This is a genomic window from Paeniglutamicibacter antarcticus (assembly GCF_039544305.1).
Taxonomy (GTDB): domain Bacteria; phylum Actinomycetota; class Actinomycetes; order Actinomycetales; family Micrococcaceae; genus Paeniglutamicibacter; species Paeniglutamicibacter antarcticus_C.
The window spans coordinates 1-19,104 of record NZ_BAABLK010000002.1; the positions used below are offsets into that span (position 1 = coordinate 1).

The 19,104-nt window shown below is 62.5% G+C and carries 19 protein-coding genes and 2 tRNA genes; 10 read left to right on the forward strand and 11 right to left on the reverse strand.

All coding sequences use genetic code 11. The features are described from left to right. Positions 1-187 precede the first annotated feature (187 nt). From ABEA12_RS00010 to ABEA12_RS00025, 6 genes are all read left to right on the forward strand, one after another. On the forward strand, positions 188-688 hold the full coding sequence (locus ABEA12_RS00010; protein WP_210101973.1) for an SRPBCC domain-containing protein: 501 nt from the start codon (positions 188-190) through the stop codon (positions 686-688). A gap of 71 nt (positions 689-759) precedes the next feature. Continuing rightward, positions 760-924, forward strand: coding sequence for a hypothetical protein (locus ABEA12_RS00015; protein WP_210101972.1), 165 nt, complete (start codon positions 760-762; stop codon positions 922-924). Between the two features lie 728 nt (positions 925-1,652). Continuing rightward, positions 1,653-1,814 carry a hypothetical protein gene (locus ABEA12_RS18560; RefSeq protein WP_425571706.1) on the forward strand — a complete coding sequence of 54 codons (162 nt, stop codon included), beginning with the start codon at positions 1,653-1,655 and terminating at the stop codon, positions 1,812-1,814. Next, on the forward strand, positions 1,738-2,007 hold the full coding sequence (locus ABEA12_RS18565) for an FAD-linked oxidase C-terminal domain-containing protein (protein ID WP_210101971.1): 270 nt from the start codon (positions 1,738-1,740) through the stop codon (positions 2,005-2,007). Before ABEA12_RS18560 ends, ABEA12_RS18565 begins: the two co-directional genes overlap by 77 nt. 71 nt (positions 2,008-2,078) lie before the next feature. Continuing rightward, a tRNA-Pro gene (locus ABEA12_RS00020) sits at positions 2,079-2,155 on the forward strand. Between the two features lie 1,019 nt (positions 2,156-3,174). After that, positions 3,175-4,284, forward strand: a complete 1,110-nt coding sequence (locus ABEA12_RS00025; protein ID WP_210101970.1) for an FUSC family protein — start codon at positions 3,175-3,177, stop codon at positions 4,282-4,284. 4 nt (positions 4,285-4,288) lie between these two features. Here ABEA12_RS00025 and ABEA12_RS00030 read toward each other — a convergent pair whose 3' ends face one another. Beyond that, complete coding sequence (locus tag ABEA12_RS00030; RefSeq protein ID WP_210101969.1) at positions 4,289-6,043, reverse strand: glycoside hydrolase family 13 protein; 1,755 nt, start codon at positions 6,041-6,043, stop codon at positions 4,289-4,291. A gap of 123 nt (positions 6,044-6,166) precedes the next feature. On the opposite strand from ABEA12_RS00030, the gene ABEA12_RS00035 reads away from it, so the two are divergent. Then, entirely contained in the window at positions 6,167-6,475 is a 309-nt protein-coding gene (locus ABEA12_RS00035) for a hypothetical protein (protein WP_210102721.1), read from the forward strand. A gap of 67 nt (positions 6,476-6,542) precedes the next feature. Here ABEA12_RS00035 and ABEA12_RS00040 read toward each other — a convergent pair whose 3' ends face one another. The 8 genes from ABEA12_RS00040 to ABEA12_RS00075 form a co-directional block, all read right to left on the reverse strand. Next, entirely contained in the window at positions 6,543-6,971 is a 429-nt protein-coding gene (locus tag ABEA12_RS00040; protein WP_210102720.1) for a zinc-binding dehydrogenase, read from the reverse strand. Then, positions 6,972-7,325, reverse strand: coding sequence for an alcohol dehydrogenase catalytic domain-containing protein (locus ABEA12_RS00045; protein ID WP_210102719.1), 354 nt, complete (start codon positions 7,323-7,325; stop codon positions 6,972-6,974). Between the two features lie 128 nt (positions 7,326-7,453). Beyond that, complete coding sequence (locus ABEA12_RS00050) at positions 7,454-8,494, reverse strand: hemolysin family protein (protein WP_210101968.1); 1,041 nt, start codon at positions 8,492-8,494, stop codon at positions 7,454-7,456. Further along, positions 8,487-9,848, reverse strand: coding sequence for a hemolysin family protein (locus tag ABEA12_RS00055; protein ID WP_210101967.1), 1,362 nt, complete (start codon positions 9,846-9,848; stop codon positions 8,487-8,489). The genes ABEA12_RS00050 and ABEA12_RS00055 overlap by 8 nt, the downstream gene beginning before the upstream one ends. Before the next feature lie 207 nt (positions 9,849-10,055). After that, positions 10,056-11,384, reverse strand: a complete 1,329-nt coding sequence (locus ABEA12_RS00060; RefSeq protein WP_210101966.1) for a DUF4032 domain-containing protein — start codon at positions 11,382-11,384, stop codon at positions 10,056-10,058. A 145-nt stretch (positions 11,385-11,529) separates the two neighbouring features. Then, positions 11,530-12,654: an ABC transporter ATP-binding protein gene (locus ABEA12_RS00065; RefSeq protein ID WP_210101965.1), complete on the reverse strand. Its 1,125-nt coding sequence runs from the start codon at positions 12,652-12,654 to the stop codon at positions 11,530-11,532. Between the two features lie 56 nt (positions 12,655-12,710). Beyond that, positions 12,711-13,493, reverse strand: a complete 783-nt coding sequence (gene otsB / locus ABEA12_RS00070; RefSeq protein WP_210101964.1) for a trehalose-phosphatase — start codon at positions 13,491-13,493, stop codon at positions 12,711-12,713. Between the two features lie 152 nt (positions 13,494-13,645). Then, complete coding sequence (locus ABEA12_RS00075) at positions 13,646-15,121, reverse strand: alpha,alpha-trehalose-phosphate synthase (UDP-forming) (RefSeq protein ID WP_210101963.1); 1,476 nt, start codon at positions 15,119-15,121, stop codon at positions 13,646-13,648. A 183-nt stretch (positions 15,122-15,304) separates the two neighbouring features. Between ABEA12_RS00075 and ABEA12_RS00080 the strand changes: the two genes are divergently transcribed. Next, positions 15,305-16,168 (forward strand): DsbA family protein, encoded by an 864-nt coding sequence (locus ABEA12_RS00080; protein ID WP_210101962.1) that lies wholly within the window; start codon positions 15,305-15,307, stop codon positions 16,166-16,168. A gap of 175 nt (positions 16,169-16,343) precedes the next feature. Beyond that, a tRNA-Thr gene (locus tag ABEA12_RS00085) sits at positions 16,344-16,420 on the forward strand. Between the two features lie 140 nt (positions 16,421-16,560). On the opposite strand, the gene ABEA12_RS00090 is transcribed toward ABEA12_RS00085, so the two are convergent. Further along, positions 16,561-17,070, reverse strand: a complete 510-nt coding sequence (locus ABEA12_RS00090; RefSeq protein ID WP_210101961.1) for a hypothetical protein — start codon at positions 17,068-17,070, stop codon at positions 16,561-16,563. 250 nt (positions 17,071-17,320) lie between these two features. Between ABEA12_RS00090 and ABEA12_RS00095 the strand changes: the two genes are divergently transcribed. Next, a complete protein-coding gene (locus ABEA12_RS00095) occupies positions 17,321-17,866 on the forward strand; it encodes an RDD family protein (protein WP_210101960.1) in 546 nt (181 codons plus the stop codon). 8 nt (positions 17,867-17,874) lie between these two features. On the opposite strand, the gene ABEA12_RS00100 is transcribed toward ABEA12_RS00095, so the two are convergent. Beyond that, complete coding sequence (locus tag ABEA12_RS00100; protein ID WP_345465585.1) at positions 17,875-18,918, reverse strand: LacI family DNA-binding transcriptional regulator; 1,044 nt, start codon at positions 18,916-18,918, stop codon at positions 17,875-17,877. Between the last annotated feature and the right edge of the window lie 186 nt (positions 18,919-19,104).

The window sequence follows — 19,104 nt, forward strand, 5'->3', positions numbered from 1 at the left end:
AAGACCCACTGCGCCGATGGTACTGCACTCGGGAGGGTGTGGGAGAGTAGGTCACCGCCGGACAATTTGTCCCGGAACCCCTGAACACTGTGTGTTCGGGGGTTCCGATGTTTAACCCCCAAAACCCCGGAATCACCGCCGATGACTTGCGGACGACCTTCCTGAAAAGACCCGTTAGAGTTGGGGCATGGACGGACTATTTTCACACGCGGCGTCAGCCAGCGACCCAGGCCACCAAGGCGACTATCGCTTGCCGGAACGTCGCCATACGGTGATCGTTCCGGTTCCCGCAGACCAGGCCTTCGAGGGCTTTACCGACTACATCCACCTCTGGTGGCCGGTCGGTGAGTTTTCCGAATTCGGTTCGGGCAGTCACGTCACCTTCGTGCGCGGGGACTTGCTTGAGGAATCTGAAGATGGCGAACAGCACCTTTGGGGCAAGATCGTGCATCTTGATGCGCCGCAGACCATCGTCATGGACTTCACCATGGGCTTTGAGTCCCTGCCGCCCACGCACCTAAGCCTGGAGTTCCACGAACAGGGGAGTGGGACCGAAGTGGTCTTGGCCCATGATGGATGGGCTTCGGGCGATGCCGGACAGGAACAGTACGAGGAGTATTCGCACTGGCCCGAGATCCTTGACTACTTTGCGCGTTTCATGGGCGGCAACGACCAACACGAAGGGTAGGCCGACACCAGTCATGGTCGCGGTGGCATGCCCGCTGCGCCGTTGCATCGACAGCACTTTGACAAGATGGAATGGGTCTCCAAACCGCGGATGCGTCCGTGACCGATGGCATGATGTTGCATATCGGCGAGGGCGCAGTGCCCCTTGGCCAACAGGTGCTCCAGTCCCACGGCCACGACTTCGGGAAGATCGTTGATCACCGATCACCGATTGCCGTTGTCGGTCGTCGTCGCTGAACGCGTAGACGATGTCCAGGCGGCCCCTTGCTTGCTTGGGCGGCCGCAGCCAGGAGTTGTGCCATGTGGAGCCGGCACGGCCATCTCAGGTCGGGTGCATGCGGAAGCACGCTGTATCGTACTGGCCATCAGGCGCAGGGGCGGGGCTCTGGAGATCCGGCCGATGGCGAAGGCGCAGTCGTCAAGCCAAGTGTCATCAATGCGGTGCTGAACAATGCGATGGCCAAGCCCGGACTCATGTACAGGCCAGGTCAGCTACAAGGACGCAACCATTGGCCGGAATGCTGCTTCCAACGCAACGCTCAACAACCGTGCCGCGATCACCACGAACCCCGTTCTGGGTCTCGATGTCTTGCTGGCATCCGGTACCTTGATCGGCACGGGGGGCAACACCTGCAAGGGGTTGCCGGTTAGGGCCTGACGTAGCTGTCGAAGTGTTTCGAAGGAACCCTGGGCGTCGTTTTCTCCGTAACCGCAGGGCTGCGTTACCTCCGCGAAGAAACCAGTTCGATCCACGCGGTCTTACGGGGTGTGAGCCAGGGTTCAGCCAGGGTGCGGCGATTGCCTCAACCCGCTTCCATCCCTTGATCCTGGAGGGGCTTGAACTCGGAGCAATGCACGTGCCGGATGACAACTACGGATTGGGACTCAGCGTCCGAGGGTGCGTGGTCCTGCCTATGCGTATCGATGGACAGAACGAGGAATATCGTGTGGGCGAATAAACCGCGCTGCCAAGATCGGCAATCGTCGACTGCATGGAAAAGCTGAACAAGGTAGCTGCCGGCAACAATGCCATGGCGCGCGTCGTCGCCCATGTCAAGGACGGGAACCTGTGCCCGAGATCCTGGAGGGAACCCCGACGATGGTGCGCTGGGAAAGAAACAGCTTAATACAGGACTGAACGAGTCTAGTTGGGCCGCGTTGTACATCAGCGGCACCGTCACCGCGGAACACGGCGTGGATACCGTGAAACAGGAGAGGTTAACTTCGGAGCAGTCCGTGGAGGTCTTGGAGCCGCAACGCAGGACCGGGGCAATCTTCGATCCCCAAAATATTTCCGGCCCTGGAAAGGCGATCTGCTAAGCCAAAAACCGTGACCCCGATTAGGTGGTGAGCCGAAAAGTCGGTAGACTTTTTACTCGTTGGTACATCACCGGGATATGGCGCAGCTTGGTAGCGCGCGTCGTTCGGGACGACGAGGTCGCAGGTTCAAATCCTGTTATCCCGACCAATGCGAGCCCCACTGGAAACTTCGGTTTTCTGCGGGGCTCGTCCCATTTAACAGCCGAATGGCCGCATCGACGCTCGATTGTTCGTAACGCAAATGCGTGCCTGGCCCGGGTATGCCGCCGCTGCATCCTTGGCGCTGCCGCTACTGGCCGCAGGGATCGATGCCGTGAGAGACGGAAACCTTAAGGGTGTCGTTTTTCCCTCGACCCGTACCTCAGACAGTAGGCAGGTGGAAAATTGGCCGAAGAGCGAGAAGCCACCGGCCCACAATGCCCGCCCCGCGCCGCCATTGCGCCAGACAGCCCCCGGGTAAGTCGCACTCGGGTATCCTGCCGCCGGACCGTTCTCCGTCATGATGCCGGCGAATGGGAGTGAGATCCCAACAACGAAAACCGTCATCGTGGCATCAGGAGGCAACTGCGCCCTTGTCTTGTAATACATGAGCCCATGGGCATCCGGACTGGGAGGTGCGCCGGGCAAATCCTTGCCTTGGTAGGTAAGGACGGCACCTTGGTAGACCATCGGACCGATGGCCAGGTCATCAGCACCGGGGTGCGTTCTTCCAGTCTCCTTCGTGCCGGCCCGGTCACAACCCACTCTCATGATCCCCCGACGACGCAACGGCAGCTATGTGAGAGGCCCCTGCGTCCATGTCCCCCGCGGGGGTGTTGCAGGTGGTGAGCGTGGCGGACCCGACCAACTGAATATACGTATGTTTGGGGGCCACCTGATATTGAGGTTGGGCGCCAAGTGCCCTGTACACCAGTAAAACAGTCGTCTGCCTAGAGGCATTGGCATTCCACGAATACACCGAGCCCTGTTCATGCCCTCTGGCTCATGCATTGGACGACGCCCCACCGGCGGTGCATTCCTAGCCCCTGGCTTAGGGCAACAACCAGGCCACACCTGTATATGGAATTCGGGGATGAAGCGCAAGGCATGTTCGCCACGACGCGGCACCGGACGTATGCCCTCCGGCCAACCGTTCGTATCCACGTTCACCGTGGAATAATCGGAAACGTGGCCGAAGATCCCAAAAACAGTGGCAGGCGTTCACCCCACGTCGCACGCGCCTCAGCGGCTGGACGCGAGGTTCTTTCCGGCGCGCTCACTTGGAACCGGACCGAAGCCAACATACTGAAGATGGTTTCAGCGGGTTTGTCGCTGGCGTTGCCCCTGACCATTGCCATGCTGCTGGGCGATCCGAACTCCGGAGTGCTTGCTGCCTTGGGCGCACTGTTGGTCGCCGGCAGCGGCCACGACGGCAACCTGAGGGCAAGGACCAGCGACCTGGGTGCCGCTGCGGTGATCGGCACCGCAGCACTGGGAGCGGGCCACCTGCTTTCGAGTGGCCGGGTGGCCGGCGACCTGGCGATCCTGGTGCTCGTCGTCCTGGTGGCGGCCACGGGCACGATCCGTCCCCGTGTGGCCAAGGCGGGTAGCCAAGCCACAATATTCCTGATCATCGGTGCTTCGCTGTCCGTCGGGTCCACCCCGACGCAGCAGCTGCTGGCGATCTTTGCCTCAGGGGTGCTTCTGGGCGGGGTCATGGGAATGTTGACTTACGGGATCGAATTCCACCTGCTCAAGCGCAAGCCAGAGCCGCCAGCTCCGGCTCAACCATGGCGGGTGGCCCTTGAATCCTGGACCAAGCGCATGTCCAAGTGGGACGGGTGGCACTACACGGTGCGATTGGCATCGTGCATGGTGGTCGCCGAGCTCTTCGCCCACCTGGTTTCGGGGCGCCACTCGTACTGGATCATGCTCACTGTTGTCTTGGTCGTCCAACGCGACCACCATGCGGCGCTGCTGCGCACCACCGAACGCGCCGTGGGGACCTCGTTGGGTGTGCTGCTGGGGTGGTGGATGCTCGGTCCGATGCCACCGGCACTGCTGGTGGGCATTGTCGCGATGATCGGGGCGAGCCGGCTCTACCTGAAGAGCGCCAACTACACGAGCTACGCGTTGGTGATGACACCGCTGATCGTCGTGCTTGGTGGCACCGGCGGCCACCCCGACACCGGGTTGCTCACTGAGCGTCTGGTGGATACCCTCATCGGATGCCTGATATCACTGCTCATCGGCTCGCTGCCGTGGCTGCGCCGCGAGGACGTGTCGGCGCCTGCCTAGGCCCTCATGCACCAGCCGCGCGCAACCAGGCCGCCGAGTTGGCCCCCAGCAAACCGTTTGCTGCCAAGGTGGATCCGTCGGAGGCTGAGAAGAGCAATGGCTCACCGGCCGGAAGCGGCACCGGGTGGGCAGAGAGATTCAGGACGTTGACGGTGTCCCCGTTGCGGATGGCCAGGACATCCGGTAACTCAGGGTTCACGAAGAAGGCCAGCGATCCCAGGCCCAACCCCAGTTCACGGCGCAGGGCCAGTGCCCCGCGGTACATGTTCAACGTTGAGGCCGGATCCTCCTCCTGGACGTCGCGGCAGTAGCCCGCCCAGTTATCCGGTTGCGGCAGCCATGTTTCCCCGGTGGGGGAGAACCCATAGGCCGGTGCGTCATGCACCCAAGGGATCGGTACCCGGCAGCCGTCGCGTCCCGTGCGCTCACCGTCGGTGCGCAGGAACGTGGGGTCCTGCCGATAGGCGTCCTGAAGCGTCGTGTGGTCACCCAGGCCCAGTTCCTCACCTTGGTAGAGATAGGCGCCACCGGGCAGCCCCAGCATGAACAGCGTTGCCGCCCGGGCACGTGCCAGGCCCAGTGCGGTGTCGGGTTGCGGGTCGCCCGGGCCGATCCCGTCGCCCAGATCCAGGGCGATGCCATCGAGCCCGAAACGGGTAGCATGCCGGGAGACGTCGTGGTTGGAAAGAACCCAGGTGGTAGGGGCGTCGACGGTGTCGAAGGCCGCCAGCGAATCACCGATGACGGTGGCCAACGCCTCCCGGTCCCACAGGGTGCGCAGGAAATCGAAGTTGAAACACTGGTGCATCTGGCCCGGGGCCACCCAGTCGGCAAGACGAGTCAGCGGGCGGACGTTCGCCTCGGCGCACAGCACCGGTTCCCCCGGGTATTGATCGCATATTTCCCGCCAGCGAGCGAATACCCGGTGCAGTTCGGGCTGACCAAACATGGGAGCGTCGGCAAAGGGGAAGCCGGGCCGGGGTGTCCCGTCGGGGGCGCCGCCCCAGTCGGGCATCCCTTCCCTCTTGAACATCGCGTGGGCGACATCGATGCGGAAGCCACCGGCACCGGCATCGAGCCAGAAGCGCAAGGTGTCCTCGAATTCCTGCAGGACCGCGGGGTTGCGCCAGTTGAAATCGGGCTGGGAGGAGTCAAAGAGGTGGAAGTAGTACTGTCCCGGGGAACCACCCGCGTCGGGGACACGCGTCCAACCCGAGCCCCCGAAGAGCGAAGACCAATTGTTTGGCGGGACGTTGCCGCCCTCACCGCTGCCATCGGCAAAGTGGAACATGGCACGTTCGGCGGAACCCGGCGCGGCGGCCAGTGCCGCCTTGAACAAGGCATGTTCGCTGGAGCAGTGGTTGGGGACGACGTCGATGATGATCCTGATGCCCAAGGCTGCTGCCGTGCTGATCATGGTCCTGGCATCGTCCAAGGTGCCAAAGAGGGCATCAACACCCCGGTAGTCCGAAACATCGTAGCCGGCGTCCTGTTGCGGCGAGGGGAAGAAAGGGGAAAGCCAGATGGCGTCCACACCCAGGGTGGAGATCTTTGGCAGCTGCGCGGTGATGCCCGCCAGGTCTCCCATGCCGCTGCCCGTTGAATCCTTGAAGGAGCGCGGATAGATCTGGTAGATCACAGAACTCCGCCACCACTGCTGTCCTTCCGAGGGAGCATGGAGCACCTCTTGGAGGGTATAGGGGGAACCGGACGTGGCCCGGGCGGCCGGGACCGAAGATGCATCTTGGGGTAGCGACATGCTCCCAAGCCTATCCAGTGGGCCTGGGATTTGAGGTAGGCAGCAGGAATCGCGCGATGGTTGCCTGGCAAGCCAGGCGACGACGTGGAGCACGTTGGCCTCCGATCCAGGTGCATGGGCCAGATGGGCCCGAAGAAAGAAGACGCGCGCGGCCACCCAGATCCAGAATCGTGCAATCCATCTATAAGATGTCGCTGGTGTGGCAATGAAACAGCGCAAGCCGCGGATGCCTGGCGGGGCCCCGGCCGCAGCAGGACCCCGTTCGGCATCGTGCTCGCCCAGCGCATCGAAACGAGGATCTTGATCCTGAAGGTGAGGAACGGGGCCAAATCGACCTTGGCGCTGCTCACGAGCTCGATGGCCTCGACGTGGTCGTTCGCGTATCAGACGCTGCTGCCGAGCACCGATCTTTCGTGGCCAACCGCGCGGTGATGTCCAATTGGACCGGTTTCGAGTGCAACGCAATGGCTTCAAGGCGACCGCCGGCACCAAGGACCTGCTACAGCTGGTCCACCACCGGGGGGCGACCCCCCGCTGCGTCGAAAGCAACATCGGCGCCCGCGCCGTCGGTGTGCTTAGCCACGACGGCAGCCAAATCCTCCGCTACGGGATCAGCGACCACGTCGGCGACGCCAGAGGTCGGCGCCTTGCTCCGAGTGGCAGCGAAAACCTCGATGAGAATGGTTTTCACTCCCTTGGGCCGAAGCATGGCGGCGGTGAGCAGGCCGATGGGGCCGGCACCGCCAACGACTGCGACCTGTCCTTCGTCGGCGTCGGCGTGCTTGATGGCATGCACCGCCACTTCCAACGCTTCGACCATGGCACCTTGGTCCAGCGGGATGTCACCGATGGGGTGCACCCATCGTTTCTCCACGGCGATGGAATCGCTCAGTCCGCAGCCAGGACCCGATGGGCCGATGAAGCCCATCTATTCGCAAAGGTTGTGCTTGCCCTTGAGGCCTGCGGGACAGGTGCCATCGACCATGAGTGGTTCGACCACCACGTGATCGACAGCCGCAATGTCCTGAACTCCCTCTCCGACCACTTGGACGATGCCAGACAATTCGTGGCACAGGATGATTGAAGGCATGTCGCCAGATAGCGGGTGAGGTCCATTGAACGACGGGGCCTGTGCCATGGGCCCTTCGTGGAAAAAGTGCACATCGCTTCCGCAGATGTCGTTGAACGCGGGTACGATCTTGACGATACCGGAGCGTACCTGGGGCTCCTGGATCTCCTCGATGCGGATATCTTCCTTGCCGTAGTACATGGCGGCCTTCATGGGTTCTCCTATCCTTGAGTGCGGCGCACACTACAAGGTGGAAGAATGTCGAAAAGCGGGGACGGCAAAGGAGACCCGGCGGCAGACCTGAGGTGGATTAAAACCGCGGGTTCTTTAGCCGATCGTGATCAGGTGCTCGTGGCATCGCGCACCTCGCCGACAAGTTCCTCGATGATGTCTTCGAGGAACAAGACGCCGGTGGTGTTTGACTCGCCGTCGAAAACGCGGGCAACGTGGGCGCCGGTGCGGCGCATCGTTGCCAGGGCGTCCTCGAGGTCACTGCCGCTGAAGGCCGATGCCAGGGCGCGGATCCGCTTAGGCGGAACCGCCTCGGTGAATTTCCCGGCACCGGTCAGGTCCATGACATCCTTCAGGTGGAGGTAGCCACCGAGTTCTCCGTCGTGCGTGGTCAGGATGTATCGGGAGAACCCGTGCGTGGCCACTGCGCTTTGGATGTCGGAGGGTGTTGAGTCCACCGGAAGCAGCACCATCTCGGTGATGGGAACCTCGACGTCGGCGACGGTCTTGGTCGTGAATTCGAAAGCCTTGCTCAATGTACCGCTCGCGTCGGAGAGCACGCCGTCCCGCGTTGACTGTGACACGATGCTTGCCACCTCATCAAGGGTGAAGGCACTGGTTGCCCCGTCCTTGGGTTGGACCCGGAAGAGCCGCAACACCGAATTGGCGATGCCGTTCAGGGACCAGATCACCGGCTTGACGATGCGCGCGACCAGCACCAACGGGGGAGCCAGCAGCAGCACCGCGCGGGTGGGAACCGAGAATGAGATGTTTTTGGGAACCATTTCACCGATGACCACATGCAGGAAGGTGACCAGTAGCAGGGCCGCAATGAACGCAATGATGCCGATGGCCTCGACGGAGAGCGAGGTGAAGCCCAGCGGGATTTCCAGCAGGTGGTGGATGGCCGGTTCCGAGACGTTCAGGATGACCAAGGAGCACACGGTGATGCCCAGCTGGCTGGTGGCCAGCATGAGCGTTGCATGCTCCATGGCCCACAGAGCAGTTTTGGCGGCCTTGGAGCCGGCCTCGGCCTTGGGCTCGATCTGGGATCGACGGGCCGAAATCACGGCGAACTCCGCGCCCACGAAGAAGGCATTGATGGCCAGCAGCACCACGAGCCAAATGATTCCGGGGACGTACTCACTCATGGGTTAGCTCCTCGGTGATGCGCTCTATGATGTCGTCGTGCTGGTTAGCGAGAACTTCGATGGATCCGGAGGGGGTGAACCTCAAGCGCTCCACGTGGGTTCCCAGCACGCGCTCGACCCGCAGGGTGCCCTCGAGCAGGGAGACCTCGTCGCCGAGCTCGGGGATCCTGTCCAGTCGGTCCGTGACGAACCCGGCCAGCGTGTCGTAGTCTTCGCCGTCGGGGACGTTGATCCCGGCGCGGTCCAGCAGTTCGTCGGGGCGCAGGGACGCATCGAAGATGATCGAGCGCCCCGTCTTGATGACATCGACCCGAGCCCGGTCATGCTCGTCCTCGAGTTCCCCGACGATTTCCTCGACGAGATCTTCGAGCGTGACGATTCCCGCGGTGCCTCCGTGTTCATCGGAGACGATGCCGACCTGCAGCCCGTGGTTGCGCAACAGCCCGAGCAACGAATCGACGCCCATGGACTCGGGAACCAGGAACGGTTCGATCATCAGATCGGCGGCCTTCAACCGCGCGCGCTGCTGAAGGGGGAGCGCGAAGGCCTGTTTCACGTGCAGCACGCCCAGGACCTCGTCCCGGTCGCGACCAATGACCGGGAAGCGGGAGAAACCGGTCGTAATGGACACGTTGACGACGTCCTCGGCGGTGTCTTGCGCACCCACGGCGACCATGCGCACCCGCGGAGTCATGACATCGGCGGCGCTGCGCTCGGAGAAACGCAGGGTCCGGTGCAGCAACGTGGCGTGGTCGTCATCCAATACTCCCTCCAGGGCGGATCGCCTCACCAGCGAGCTGAGTTCCTCTGCGCTCCGGGCGCCGGAGAGCTCCTCCTTGGGTTCGATGCCGAAGGAACGGATGATGGCGTTGGCGGTGTTGTTGAACGCCACGATCACCGGTTTGAAGACCAAGGTGAACAACGCCTGGAAGGGCACAACGAGCTTTGCCGTGGCCAGCGGCAACGCTAGGGCGAAGTTCTTGGGAACCAGTTCGCCAATGATCATCGAGAAGACCGTGGCGATGACGATCCCGCTCACGGCACCGAGCGCGGGGACCAGTGACTCACCCAGGCCCATGTCCAGCAGCGGCTCGCGCAACAGGGAGCTGATCGCCGGTTCGAAGGTGTACCCGGTGAGCAGGGTGGTGATGGTGATGCCGAGCTGGGCACCGGAGAGGTGCGTCGAGGTGATCTTCAGTGCGTTGATCGTGGTGCCCAGGCGTTTTTCGCCGCGCTGGGCGCGGGCTTCAAGTTCATGGCGGTCGAGGTTGACCAGCGCAAATTCGGATGCAACGAACAATCCCGTGCCAACGGTCAGGACGAGACCGATGCCGATCATGATCCATTCATTCATTTGGGCGCCCCTGTCCGGCAGTGACCGGATAACCGGTTAGTGGGACGAGGGGCTTGGGCATATGTGAAGGGGGGTCATCCATAGTCCAACTAGTATAACGGGGCTGATTGCGCCCAGCGCTGATAACTATTCAGCGCAGGCTCCGGGAATGCTGTGAGTTTGCGGTTAAACGGCTTTATGGCCGACCGCCGATCCAAGTCCCTTGGTTTACTCCCCGAGCTCGACATCGGGTTCGAGCATCAGCCGGGCCTCGTCGCGGCGGTGGCGCAGCACTGCCTCCACGTAGGAGGCGACGGCTTCCTCCATGGGGACGTTGGAGCCGCGCGCCTCGGAAATGTACCAGCGGTGCTCAAGCACCTCGTGGACGATTTGCGCCGGTTCAAGCTTGCCGTGAAACTCACGCGGAATCGCGCCGGTGATCCGGTCAAAGACGTTGCTCACCCATCGGGCTGCGGCGAGTTCCTCGTCCATTTCAGGATGCTTTTTGGCCTTGTAGGCATCGAGATCGTTCAGGAGCCTGCGCGCCTGTCCCTCCTCCACATCCAGCCCGGTCAGGCGCAGCAGCCGGCGCGTGTGGTGGCCCGCGTCGACGACCTTGGGCTGGATGAGCAGTTGTCCGCCGTCGGCGGAGGTCTTGAGACTGATCTCCTCAACGTCGAAGCCCAGCTCGTTGAGCCGTCGGATCCTCTCGTCAACGCGCCAGCGTTCGGAGAAGTCGAAGGATTCCTTGTCGTTGAGTTCGGCCCAGAGCCCACGGTAGGAATGCAGGATGTCTTCACTGGTCGCCACAGGGTCGACGGTGTCCTCGATCAACCCGGCCTCCATGAGGTCCATGAGTTCCCCGGCGATGTTCACCCGGGCGATCTCCAGGTCGTACTCGCGCTGCCCCGAGGAAAGCCCGGGGTAGAGTTCCCCGGTTTCGGCGTCCACCAGATAAGCGGCAAACGAGCCTGCATCGCGCCTGAAGAGTGTGTTGGACAGTGACACGTCCCCCCAATAGAAACCGGTCAGGTGCAGGCGGACCAACAGCAGTGCCTGGGCGTCAATGAGCCGGGTGAGGGTCTCTCGGCGCAGCTTCTGGGAGAACAGCGCCCGGTAGGGCAGGGAGTACTTCAGGTGCCCGGTGACCAGTACGGGATCCAGGTCGTTGCCGCTGGTGTCCTTGCGGCCGGTGATCACGGCAACGGGCTCCACGCAGGGGGCCGCCAACCGACGTAGCTTGCGCAGCATGTGGTATTCGTGCCGGGCCACGTGCTCGCTGGTTTCCTTGATGGCGATGACGGTGCCGCCCATCATGGCGAAGCGGACAACGTGGCGTGAGATGCCGCGCGGCAGCGGGGCCAGGGTTTCGCTGGGCCAGTCTTCGAGCGCGATGTGCCAGGGCAGGTCCAGCAGGGCTGGGTCCGCCGTCGCAGCGGTGATCGACAGCGAACCGGTCACTGCCGGTGGGATGGACGTAGCCGCATCACGCGGCAACTTGCCGGCCTGGGCATGGTTGGTGGGCTCGTCGTGCCAATTGGCGGTGTGGCGAATCATGGCGTGCTGCCGTCTCTTGCTGCAGTGGGGAGGAAGCGGGAAGTAGGTGGATAGGCCACTGGCGGCCGTACCCAGCGATGGGCTGGATACGGCCGCCAGTGGCCGTAGTGCTATGTGCCGCTCGTGAACGAGCGGGCGGGCGGTCCTAGACCTCGGCGGCTACCTGGGCGTGCGCCCCGGTGCTCGCCGGTTCAGCCAATCGCTCGGTGGATGCGGTGTCGAAGAGGTGGATGTGTCCGGCTTTCGGCAATACGTAGACGGTCTCGCCCTTGAATGGTGGCTTGCGGCCATCGACGCGCACGACCATCTGGTACTCGGTGCCGCCCACGGTGGTGTGCCCGTAGACGTAGGCATCCGCGCCGAGTTCCTCAACCACGTCAACCTCGACGGCTAGGCCCTCGCCGGCCGAAACCAGGCCAAGGTCCTCGGGACGAACACCCAAGGTCACCGTGTTGCCGGTGGCGGCCTCGAGGGTCGAGGAGGAGACGGGGTAGGTGGTGCCGCCGAAGGCGACCCCGCCATTGACCACCGGAAGTTCCAGTAGGTTCATCGCGGGTGAACCGATGAAGCCAGCAACAAAGATGTTGGCGGGGAAATCGTAGAGGTCCCGCGGGGTACCGACTTGCTGAAGCAACCCGTCCTTGAGCACGGCAACGCGGTCGCCCATGGTCAATGCCTCGACCTGGTCGTGGGTTACGTAGACCGTGGTGACGCCCAGTCGGCGGGTTAGCGAGGCGATCTGCGTACGGGTCTGCACGCGCAGCTTGGCATCAAGGTTGGACAGTGGCTCATCCATGAGGAAGACCTGCGGGCTTCGGACAATGGCCCGGCCCATGGCCACACGCTGGCGCTGGCCACCGGAGAGTGCCTTGGGCTTGCGGTCCAGGTAGTCCTCAAGGTCAAGAAGCTTTGCTGCTTCCTGTACGCGGCGGGCGCGTTCTTCCTTGTCGATGCCGGCGATCTTCAGGGCGAATCCCATGTTGTCACCAACAGACATATGCGGGTAGAGCGCATAGTTTTGGAAAACCATGGCGATGTCGCGGTCCTTGGGTGGAACGTTGGTGACATCGCGGTCGCCGATGAAGATGCGTCCGGAGTTGATGTCCTCCAGGCCGGCGAGCATGCGCAGCGTGGTGGACTTTCCGCAGCCGGATGGGCCGACGAGAACCAGGAATTCGCCGTCGGCGATGTCCAATGAAATCTTGTCGACGCTGGGCTTGGTGGAGCCCGGGTAAACGCGGGTAGCTTGGTCAAAAGTTACTGATGCCATGGGGCAACGACCCTTTCACGGGCAGGTACGTGCCCGACGATCCGAAGTGAATGGAATCACAAGCTTCTCATATCGAGGATGGAATCCAAAAGGGCTGGCAATTCCCCGGGCCCATTAAGGCGAAATTGTGCCTTGGTGGTGCCCGACCCGATTTTGACCCCGATGTCTCCGGGGCGCAGCACGGCAAACGCGTCCTCATCGGTGACATCGTCGCCGGCAAATACAACGGTCGTGGCGTCTGCAACCTCGCGCAACCAATTCAGCCCATCGCCCTTGGTGCCCACCAGGACACTGGCTTCGAGCACTGCCTTGCCGTCAAGGGCCTGCAGGTTCTCGATGTCGTCGAGCTGCCCATGTGCCGCGTGCAATGCGGCCGTGGCGACTTCGGTCGCTGCCTGGCGAACGTGCAGCACGATCGCGGCGGGCTTGTATTCCAGTGTGGTGCCCGGGTGGGCGGCACTGATGGCTTCCAGGATTCCGGTGGCCTTGGCCAGTGCCGTGCTTTGAGCGGAGCTGAGATCGATGTGCTCGTCGTCGGCGCCGAAGATTTCCGGTGCCCAGCGCTCCGTTCCGTGGCTGCCCACCAGCAGGGTTTGTTCCGGCGGGCTGCCAACCGCGCGCAGTGAGGCCAGATCGCGCCCGGAGATCAGTGCGGTCACGGTGTTTTCCAGGGCCGAAAGGCCCGCCAGGGCCTCTGCGGCGGCGGGCAGGGGGCGTGCGTCCTCCGGGCGGTCGACCAACGGGGCCAGTGTTCCGTCGAAGTCCAGGGCCACAAGCAGGACCGGGGTGTCGATCAGGGACTCGATGGCGTCGGCAAGTTCGGGGGTGATGGGACCCATAATTAACCAGCTGATCCTTTCAGGCAGATGAGACGGGCATGGATGGGTGGGACAGTGCGTGCCAGCGGCCGAAATCCACAGCCGGGGCAAAACAAGCTGCGCGGATGCAACTGGACGTTACCCGCGGCACCCGCGCCATAATCACTCCCAGGCTAGACCAGCACGTCCACCGGCAGCGGCTGGCCCAGCGAAGCAAGGAAGGTCTGGGACCAGTTGGCCACGTCGTGCTCCCGCAGGTGCCGGCGCATGCGGCGCATCCGTCGGGACGCGTCCTGTGGATCCATGCGCAGCGCTCGCAGGATCCCCGACTTCATTCCGTCGATGTCGTGCGGGTTCACCAACACCGACTGCGTCAGCTGGTCCGCGGCCCCGGTGAACTCCGAGAGCACCAGCATTCCGGTGTCATCGGTGTGTGCTGCCACGAATTCCTTGGCCACGAGGTTCATTCCGTCGCGCAGCGACGTCACTAACATGATGTCCGCGGCCAGGTACAGGGCGATCATTTCCCGCATCGGGTAGGAGTGGTGCAGATAGCGGATTGCCGTGTGTTCCATGGTGTCGTGCTCGCCATTGAGGTTGCCTACCATGAGCTCGACCTGGTCCTTGAGCTGCTGGTAACGCTCGACGTTCTCGCGGCTGGGGCTGGCAACCTGCACCAGGCACGCCTCGCCGACAGTGACGGAGCCCTCGGCCAGCAGTTCGCCATAGGCCTTAAGCCGGTGCCGGATCCCCTTGGTGTAGTCAAGGCGGTCAACGCCCAGCAGGATCGTCTTGGGATTGCCCAGTTCCTGGCGGATCTGCTTGGCACGGGCAACGATCTCCGGATCGTGCGCAAGATCGGCGACGTACTGGGTGTCGATTGAGATGGGGTGGGCCTCTGCACGGCAGATATTCGGGCTTGAACCGCTGGCCTCTGGCGATGCTGGCGGGATCGCCAGCGAACCTTTGACCGTGCGGTCCGTGTAGCGGCGCATCGATCGCAGGAAGTTGCTCGCGTCGGCGGTGCGCTGGAAACCGACCACGTCGGCACCGGCCAAGCCCTCAAGGATCTGCTTGCGCCAAGGCAGCTGGGAGAAGATCCCGGGGGAGGGGAACGGGATGTGGTTGAAGAAACCGATGCGCAGGTCCGGGCGGGCCTCACGCAGGAGCTTGGGGACAAGCTGCAACTGGTAGTCCTGCACCCATACGGTGGCGCCCTCGCTGGCGACCGCCGCGGTGGCATCGGCAAAACGCTTGTTGACCTTCTTGTAGTTGTCCCACCAGGTGCGGTGGAACTCCGGGGGCACGATCACGTCGTGATACAGCGGCCAGATGGTCGAGTTGGAGAAGCCCTCGTAGTACATTTCCAGGTCTTCGTCGTCCAAGGGGACCGGGACCAGGTGGATGCGTTCGTTCTCGAATGGCTCAAGCACTTCGTTCGTGGCTCCGTGCCAACCGACCCAGGCGCCATCCGAAGCCTGCATCACCGGGGCGATGGCGGTTACCAGACCGCCCGGGGAGCGGCGCCACAAGAGTTCACCGTTCTCGCCTTCAAAGCGGTGCACGGGTAGTCGGTTGGCCACCACGATGAAGTCGTAGCTTGGGTTCTCGCTACCGGATGGAGGCTCGATTCCTTGTTCCTCTTGCATGTTGCCCCTTCCATTCCTAAAGCTATTCCTAAGCTCAAGCATTCTGAAGCTCAAGAGTAAGTTTGAGCTTAGGTCAACGACGTGATGGAAGCGACATTGGGAAGATAAGCTACGCGCTCCCAGTGCCCTAAACTGGGTTGGTCGGGGAACTACCAATCCAACTTTTGAAGGACGTTTTGACCTATGGCATCAAATAGCCAGCGGCCGAGCAAGGCCGAGCGGACCGCCAGCGCGCGCGAACAAGCGCAGCAAGTGCGAGTGGCCCAAGAAGCCGCTGACAAGCGCAAGTCACTGCTCATCAAGGTGGGCGTCCTGGTGGCTGTGCTCGCTGTGATTGCCCTGATTGTCGGGCTTGTCGTACAGAACAACTCCGGCAAGGTCGCCGAATCCGGTGCCGTGCCCAAGGGCGGGAACGCCGCCGGTGGCATTACGCTCACCTCCGACACCACCGTTGCCGATACTTCCGGCCTCGCGGTAGACGTCAACGCAGCCGGCGCCGCGCCGACCGAGCCGAAGGAACCCGCGCCCCGTGATGACAAGGCCGCTCCCAAGGGCGAGCCGGTCAACTTGTTGTTCTACGTGGATGTCAACTGCGTGCATTGCGCCGATTTCGAGACCGAATACGCGGACCAGGTCGGCAGCTGGCTGGCGGCCGGCGACGTCAAGGTCGAGTATCGCACCGTGGCCTTCCTGGACAGGGGATCACCGACCAACTTCTCCTCGCGCGGAGCAAACGCGCTGGCCTGCGTCGCCGACGCGGCACCGGCCTCGTACCTGACATTCTCCAAGGCCCTGTTTGCCCATTACCCCGAGGGCGAGATGAAGAATGCGGAACTGGCCCAGATGGCCAAGGACAGCGGTGCTGACGTTGGTAAATGCATAGACGACGGCACCTTCCACCCGTTCGTCGAGTTCACCAACCAGGCTGCGCTGGCCGATTCTATTGCCGGAACCCCGACAACATTCATCCAGGGCAAGGAATGGGACGCCAACGCCGAGCCCGATTTCGCTTCAGTGGTAGAAGAAGCCATCAAGGCGAACAAGTAAACAACACGATGCCACGCAGTCCCCGGCCTTGGGTGGTTCTCCGTTAGTTCGGTGAGCCACCCAAGTGCGGATTGATGTGCCTGTTGCTCGCGATGCTCCGGTTTCCGGTCACAGGGGTGTATCCGCTACGCTGGTTCCTGCACTTGGGTCGTGATCGAATAGACCTTGGCAGCACGCCTCCTTAGCTCAGTTGGCCAGAGCATCGCTCTTGTAAAGCGAGGGTCGCCGGTTCGAATCCGGCAGGGGGCTCCATCGATATCCCCGTGTTTCCTAGGCGTAAAAGCCAGGAAATGCGGGGATATTTGGTTTTCTTCGAGAGCTTGGCATCATCCAAAGCACCTGAAGAACGCTGTGGGAAGGGGGAACCGGAGTTCAAGAATCCAGCCGTGCAACTAGCTCCCGTTGAGCTCTTCCATTTTGCCGCGCGGAAGGGCGACGGTCTGGATCCATGCCGCTCCGATGAAAAAGAAGAGGAAAGCGAGCATGGAGGTCCCCATCGAATCTCCTGAAAGGGGATCCGCTCGGGTGCCAGCGATGCTTACCAGTGTTGCCAGCGCGATGCCTACGACGCCGTATCCCAAGGACAGGATCGCCACGGCGATAGATTTTTCCTTCTGGTACCAGTGGCCGGCTTTCATGAAGCCCCTGGCGGTGGAGGCTCCTATGGCGAACGCTATTGCTGCCGCGGAACAGATGAGGGTGAAAACAACTGGCGTGGAACTGTATCCGACTCCGTCCGGACCAACATGGCGGGCAACGTGTTCCGGCATATGGGGGACAAGGAACAGGTAAAGCACCGTCACCACGACGAGGGAACAGACAGGGGCCAGGAATAAGAGTCGAAGTGCCGAGCTGTCGAGCACTGTCTCGGAACGTCCAGGTATACCTGGTTTCTCAGTCATTCAAGCCCCTTGTGCCTTCGTTGCCGTGCGCCGTGTCAGGCATGAACGCGAACGACCCGCCGGGTCCGTTCAGGGACCCTCTTTCCAGATTTGCCAAGTGGGAGCGCCAATGATGCCGCGCCCCCAGCCAAGTGTTCGAATCCTGGCGGGGACTTTCCATCTGGTGCACGGAGCGCGAGCATGGCTTCCGCACCGCGGCCGAAACGACCCAAGCATTGGAAAACGCGGGCGCACTGGTTAGTCTGGCGCCATGCGTAAGCGGACCAAGCGCTTTGCCGCGCTGGGACTGGATTACTTGGTCATCATGGGCTGGTTGGCCGTCCTTGGGGTGTGCTCAACCGTCGTGTTCCTGGTCCGCGGGGAGCTGCCTGACACCCTGGGAATGCTCGCGCCTTTGGGCAGCGGAGTGCTCTATTTCTTCCTTCTGGTCTTTGCGGTGGGCGTCTACCTCTTCAAGACCGAATCGGGCGAATACCACGCGACCTGGGGCAAGCGAAAAATGGGACTCGAAGTGCGAAGCACGGATGGTAGGACGCCCAACAAGATGCAGATCCTGCTGCGGACAATCGTGAAATTGGTGCCTTGGGAATTCGCCCACATTTTCGTTTGGCAGATGATGTACGTGTTCTACCGCGAGGGGTGGGAAGCGATGCCACCGGTCTGGGTCTTCGTGGGCTTGAATCCAGCAACCGCCGCGGCCTTGGTCTATATCGTGAGGGTTTTAGTCACGGGTCGGGGACCGCACGACATGGCGGGCCGAACCATGGTGCGATTGCGAGTGAAGCCCGCTGCTTGAGGAACACCTCAGGCCTCGAGGGTCGAGCCGCGCACCATCAGTGAGCTCTGAAGAACCACCTGTTGGGTCTCCAGCTCTTCGCCGGCCATGAGACGCAGAAGCTGTTCGCCGGCCCGGCGTCCCAGCAGTTCGCCCGGTAGATGCACACTGGTCAGGCCCGGTGCGCTGGTCCGGGAATATGGAAGGTCGTCGAATCCTGCCACCGCAAGTTCCCCGGGGATGGAGATCCCCGTTGCCCGAGCCTCTTGCAGAATGCCGTAGGCATGGGTGTCGGTTGCGCATGCCACGGCAGTAACGCCCGCCTTCTTCCACCTCGGCCATACCGCGCTGAATTCCTCCGCGGCCAAGGCCACATTCACGGTGGTGGCAGCCAAGGCGCACTCGGGGACCTCCATGCCCAGTTCCCGTGAAGCCAGGAGGAAGGCCTCACGCCTGACCTCGAAGGTGGTAGTGCCGGTGGTGCCGTCAAGGTAGGCGACCTTCTTGTGGCCGGTTTCGGCAAGGTGCTCGGCCAGCAGTCGCGCGCCCTGGGCGACGTCGAGGTTGACAGCCGGGACATCGGACCCGAATTCCGGGGCGTCAAGCAGCACCAAGGGACCGGGGGCCGAGAGCTCCTCAAGGAAGGAAGGATCCGGAGCGTCAACCAGCAGGCCTGCCGGGCGCAATCCCAATAACTTTCGCGTGTCATCGGCACTGGGCAGCTGGCCGGCGTCGGTGACCGAAAGCAGCAACTGGTATTCGGAACCCAGGGCGAAGCGCACCCCGGCAATGACCGTGGCAAAGAACGGGTTGGAAATATCCGGGGCTACCATGATGACGGTGTTGCTCACGCCCCGGGCCAGCGAGCTGCCGATCCCGTCCACGACGTAGCCGAGTTCTCGAATGGCTTCGCGGACCTTGGCCTCGTTGGAGGCCGATACCCTGCCGATGGCCTTGCCATTGGCGACCAGGGACACCGTTGCGGTGGAAACCCCTGCGTGTTCGGCGACCATGGCCGCAGTGACCCGCCGTCGGCTCGGCGGGATGGCGCGCGGCTTATGGGTCGGATGCATGGCCTTTATCCTAGTCGAGTCGCGGCAAGCCTGTCGGTGTTAAAATCAAGCGTTTGACCCGATTTTTTTAGCTTGCTAAGTTAAGCGTTTGACGCACCGGGGCCCAAGGTGCCAGAATTCCGGTGAAACACCTTTCCCCGTCCGCGGTGCCAAGGCCCCGGAAGAGGTATCCCCGACGATGTGGAG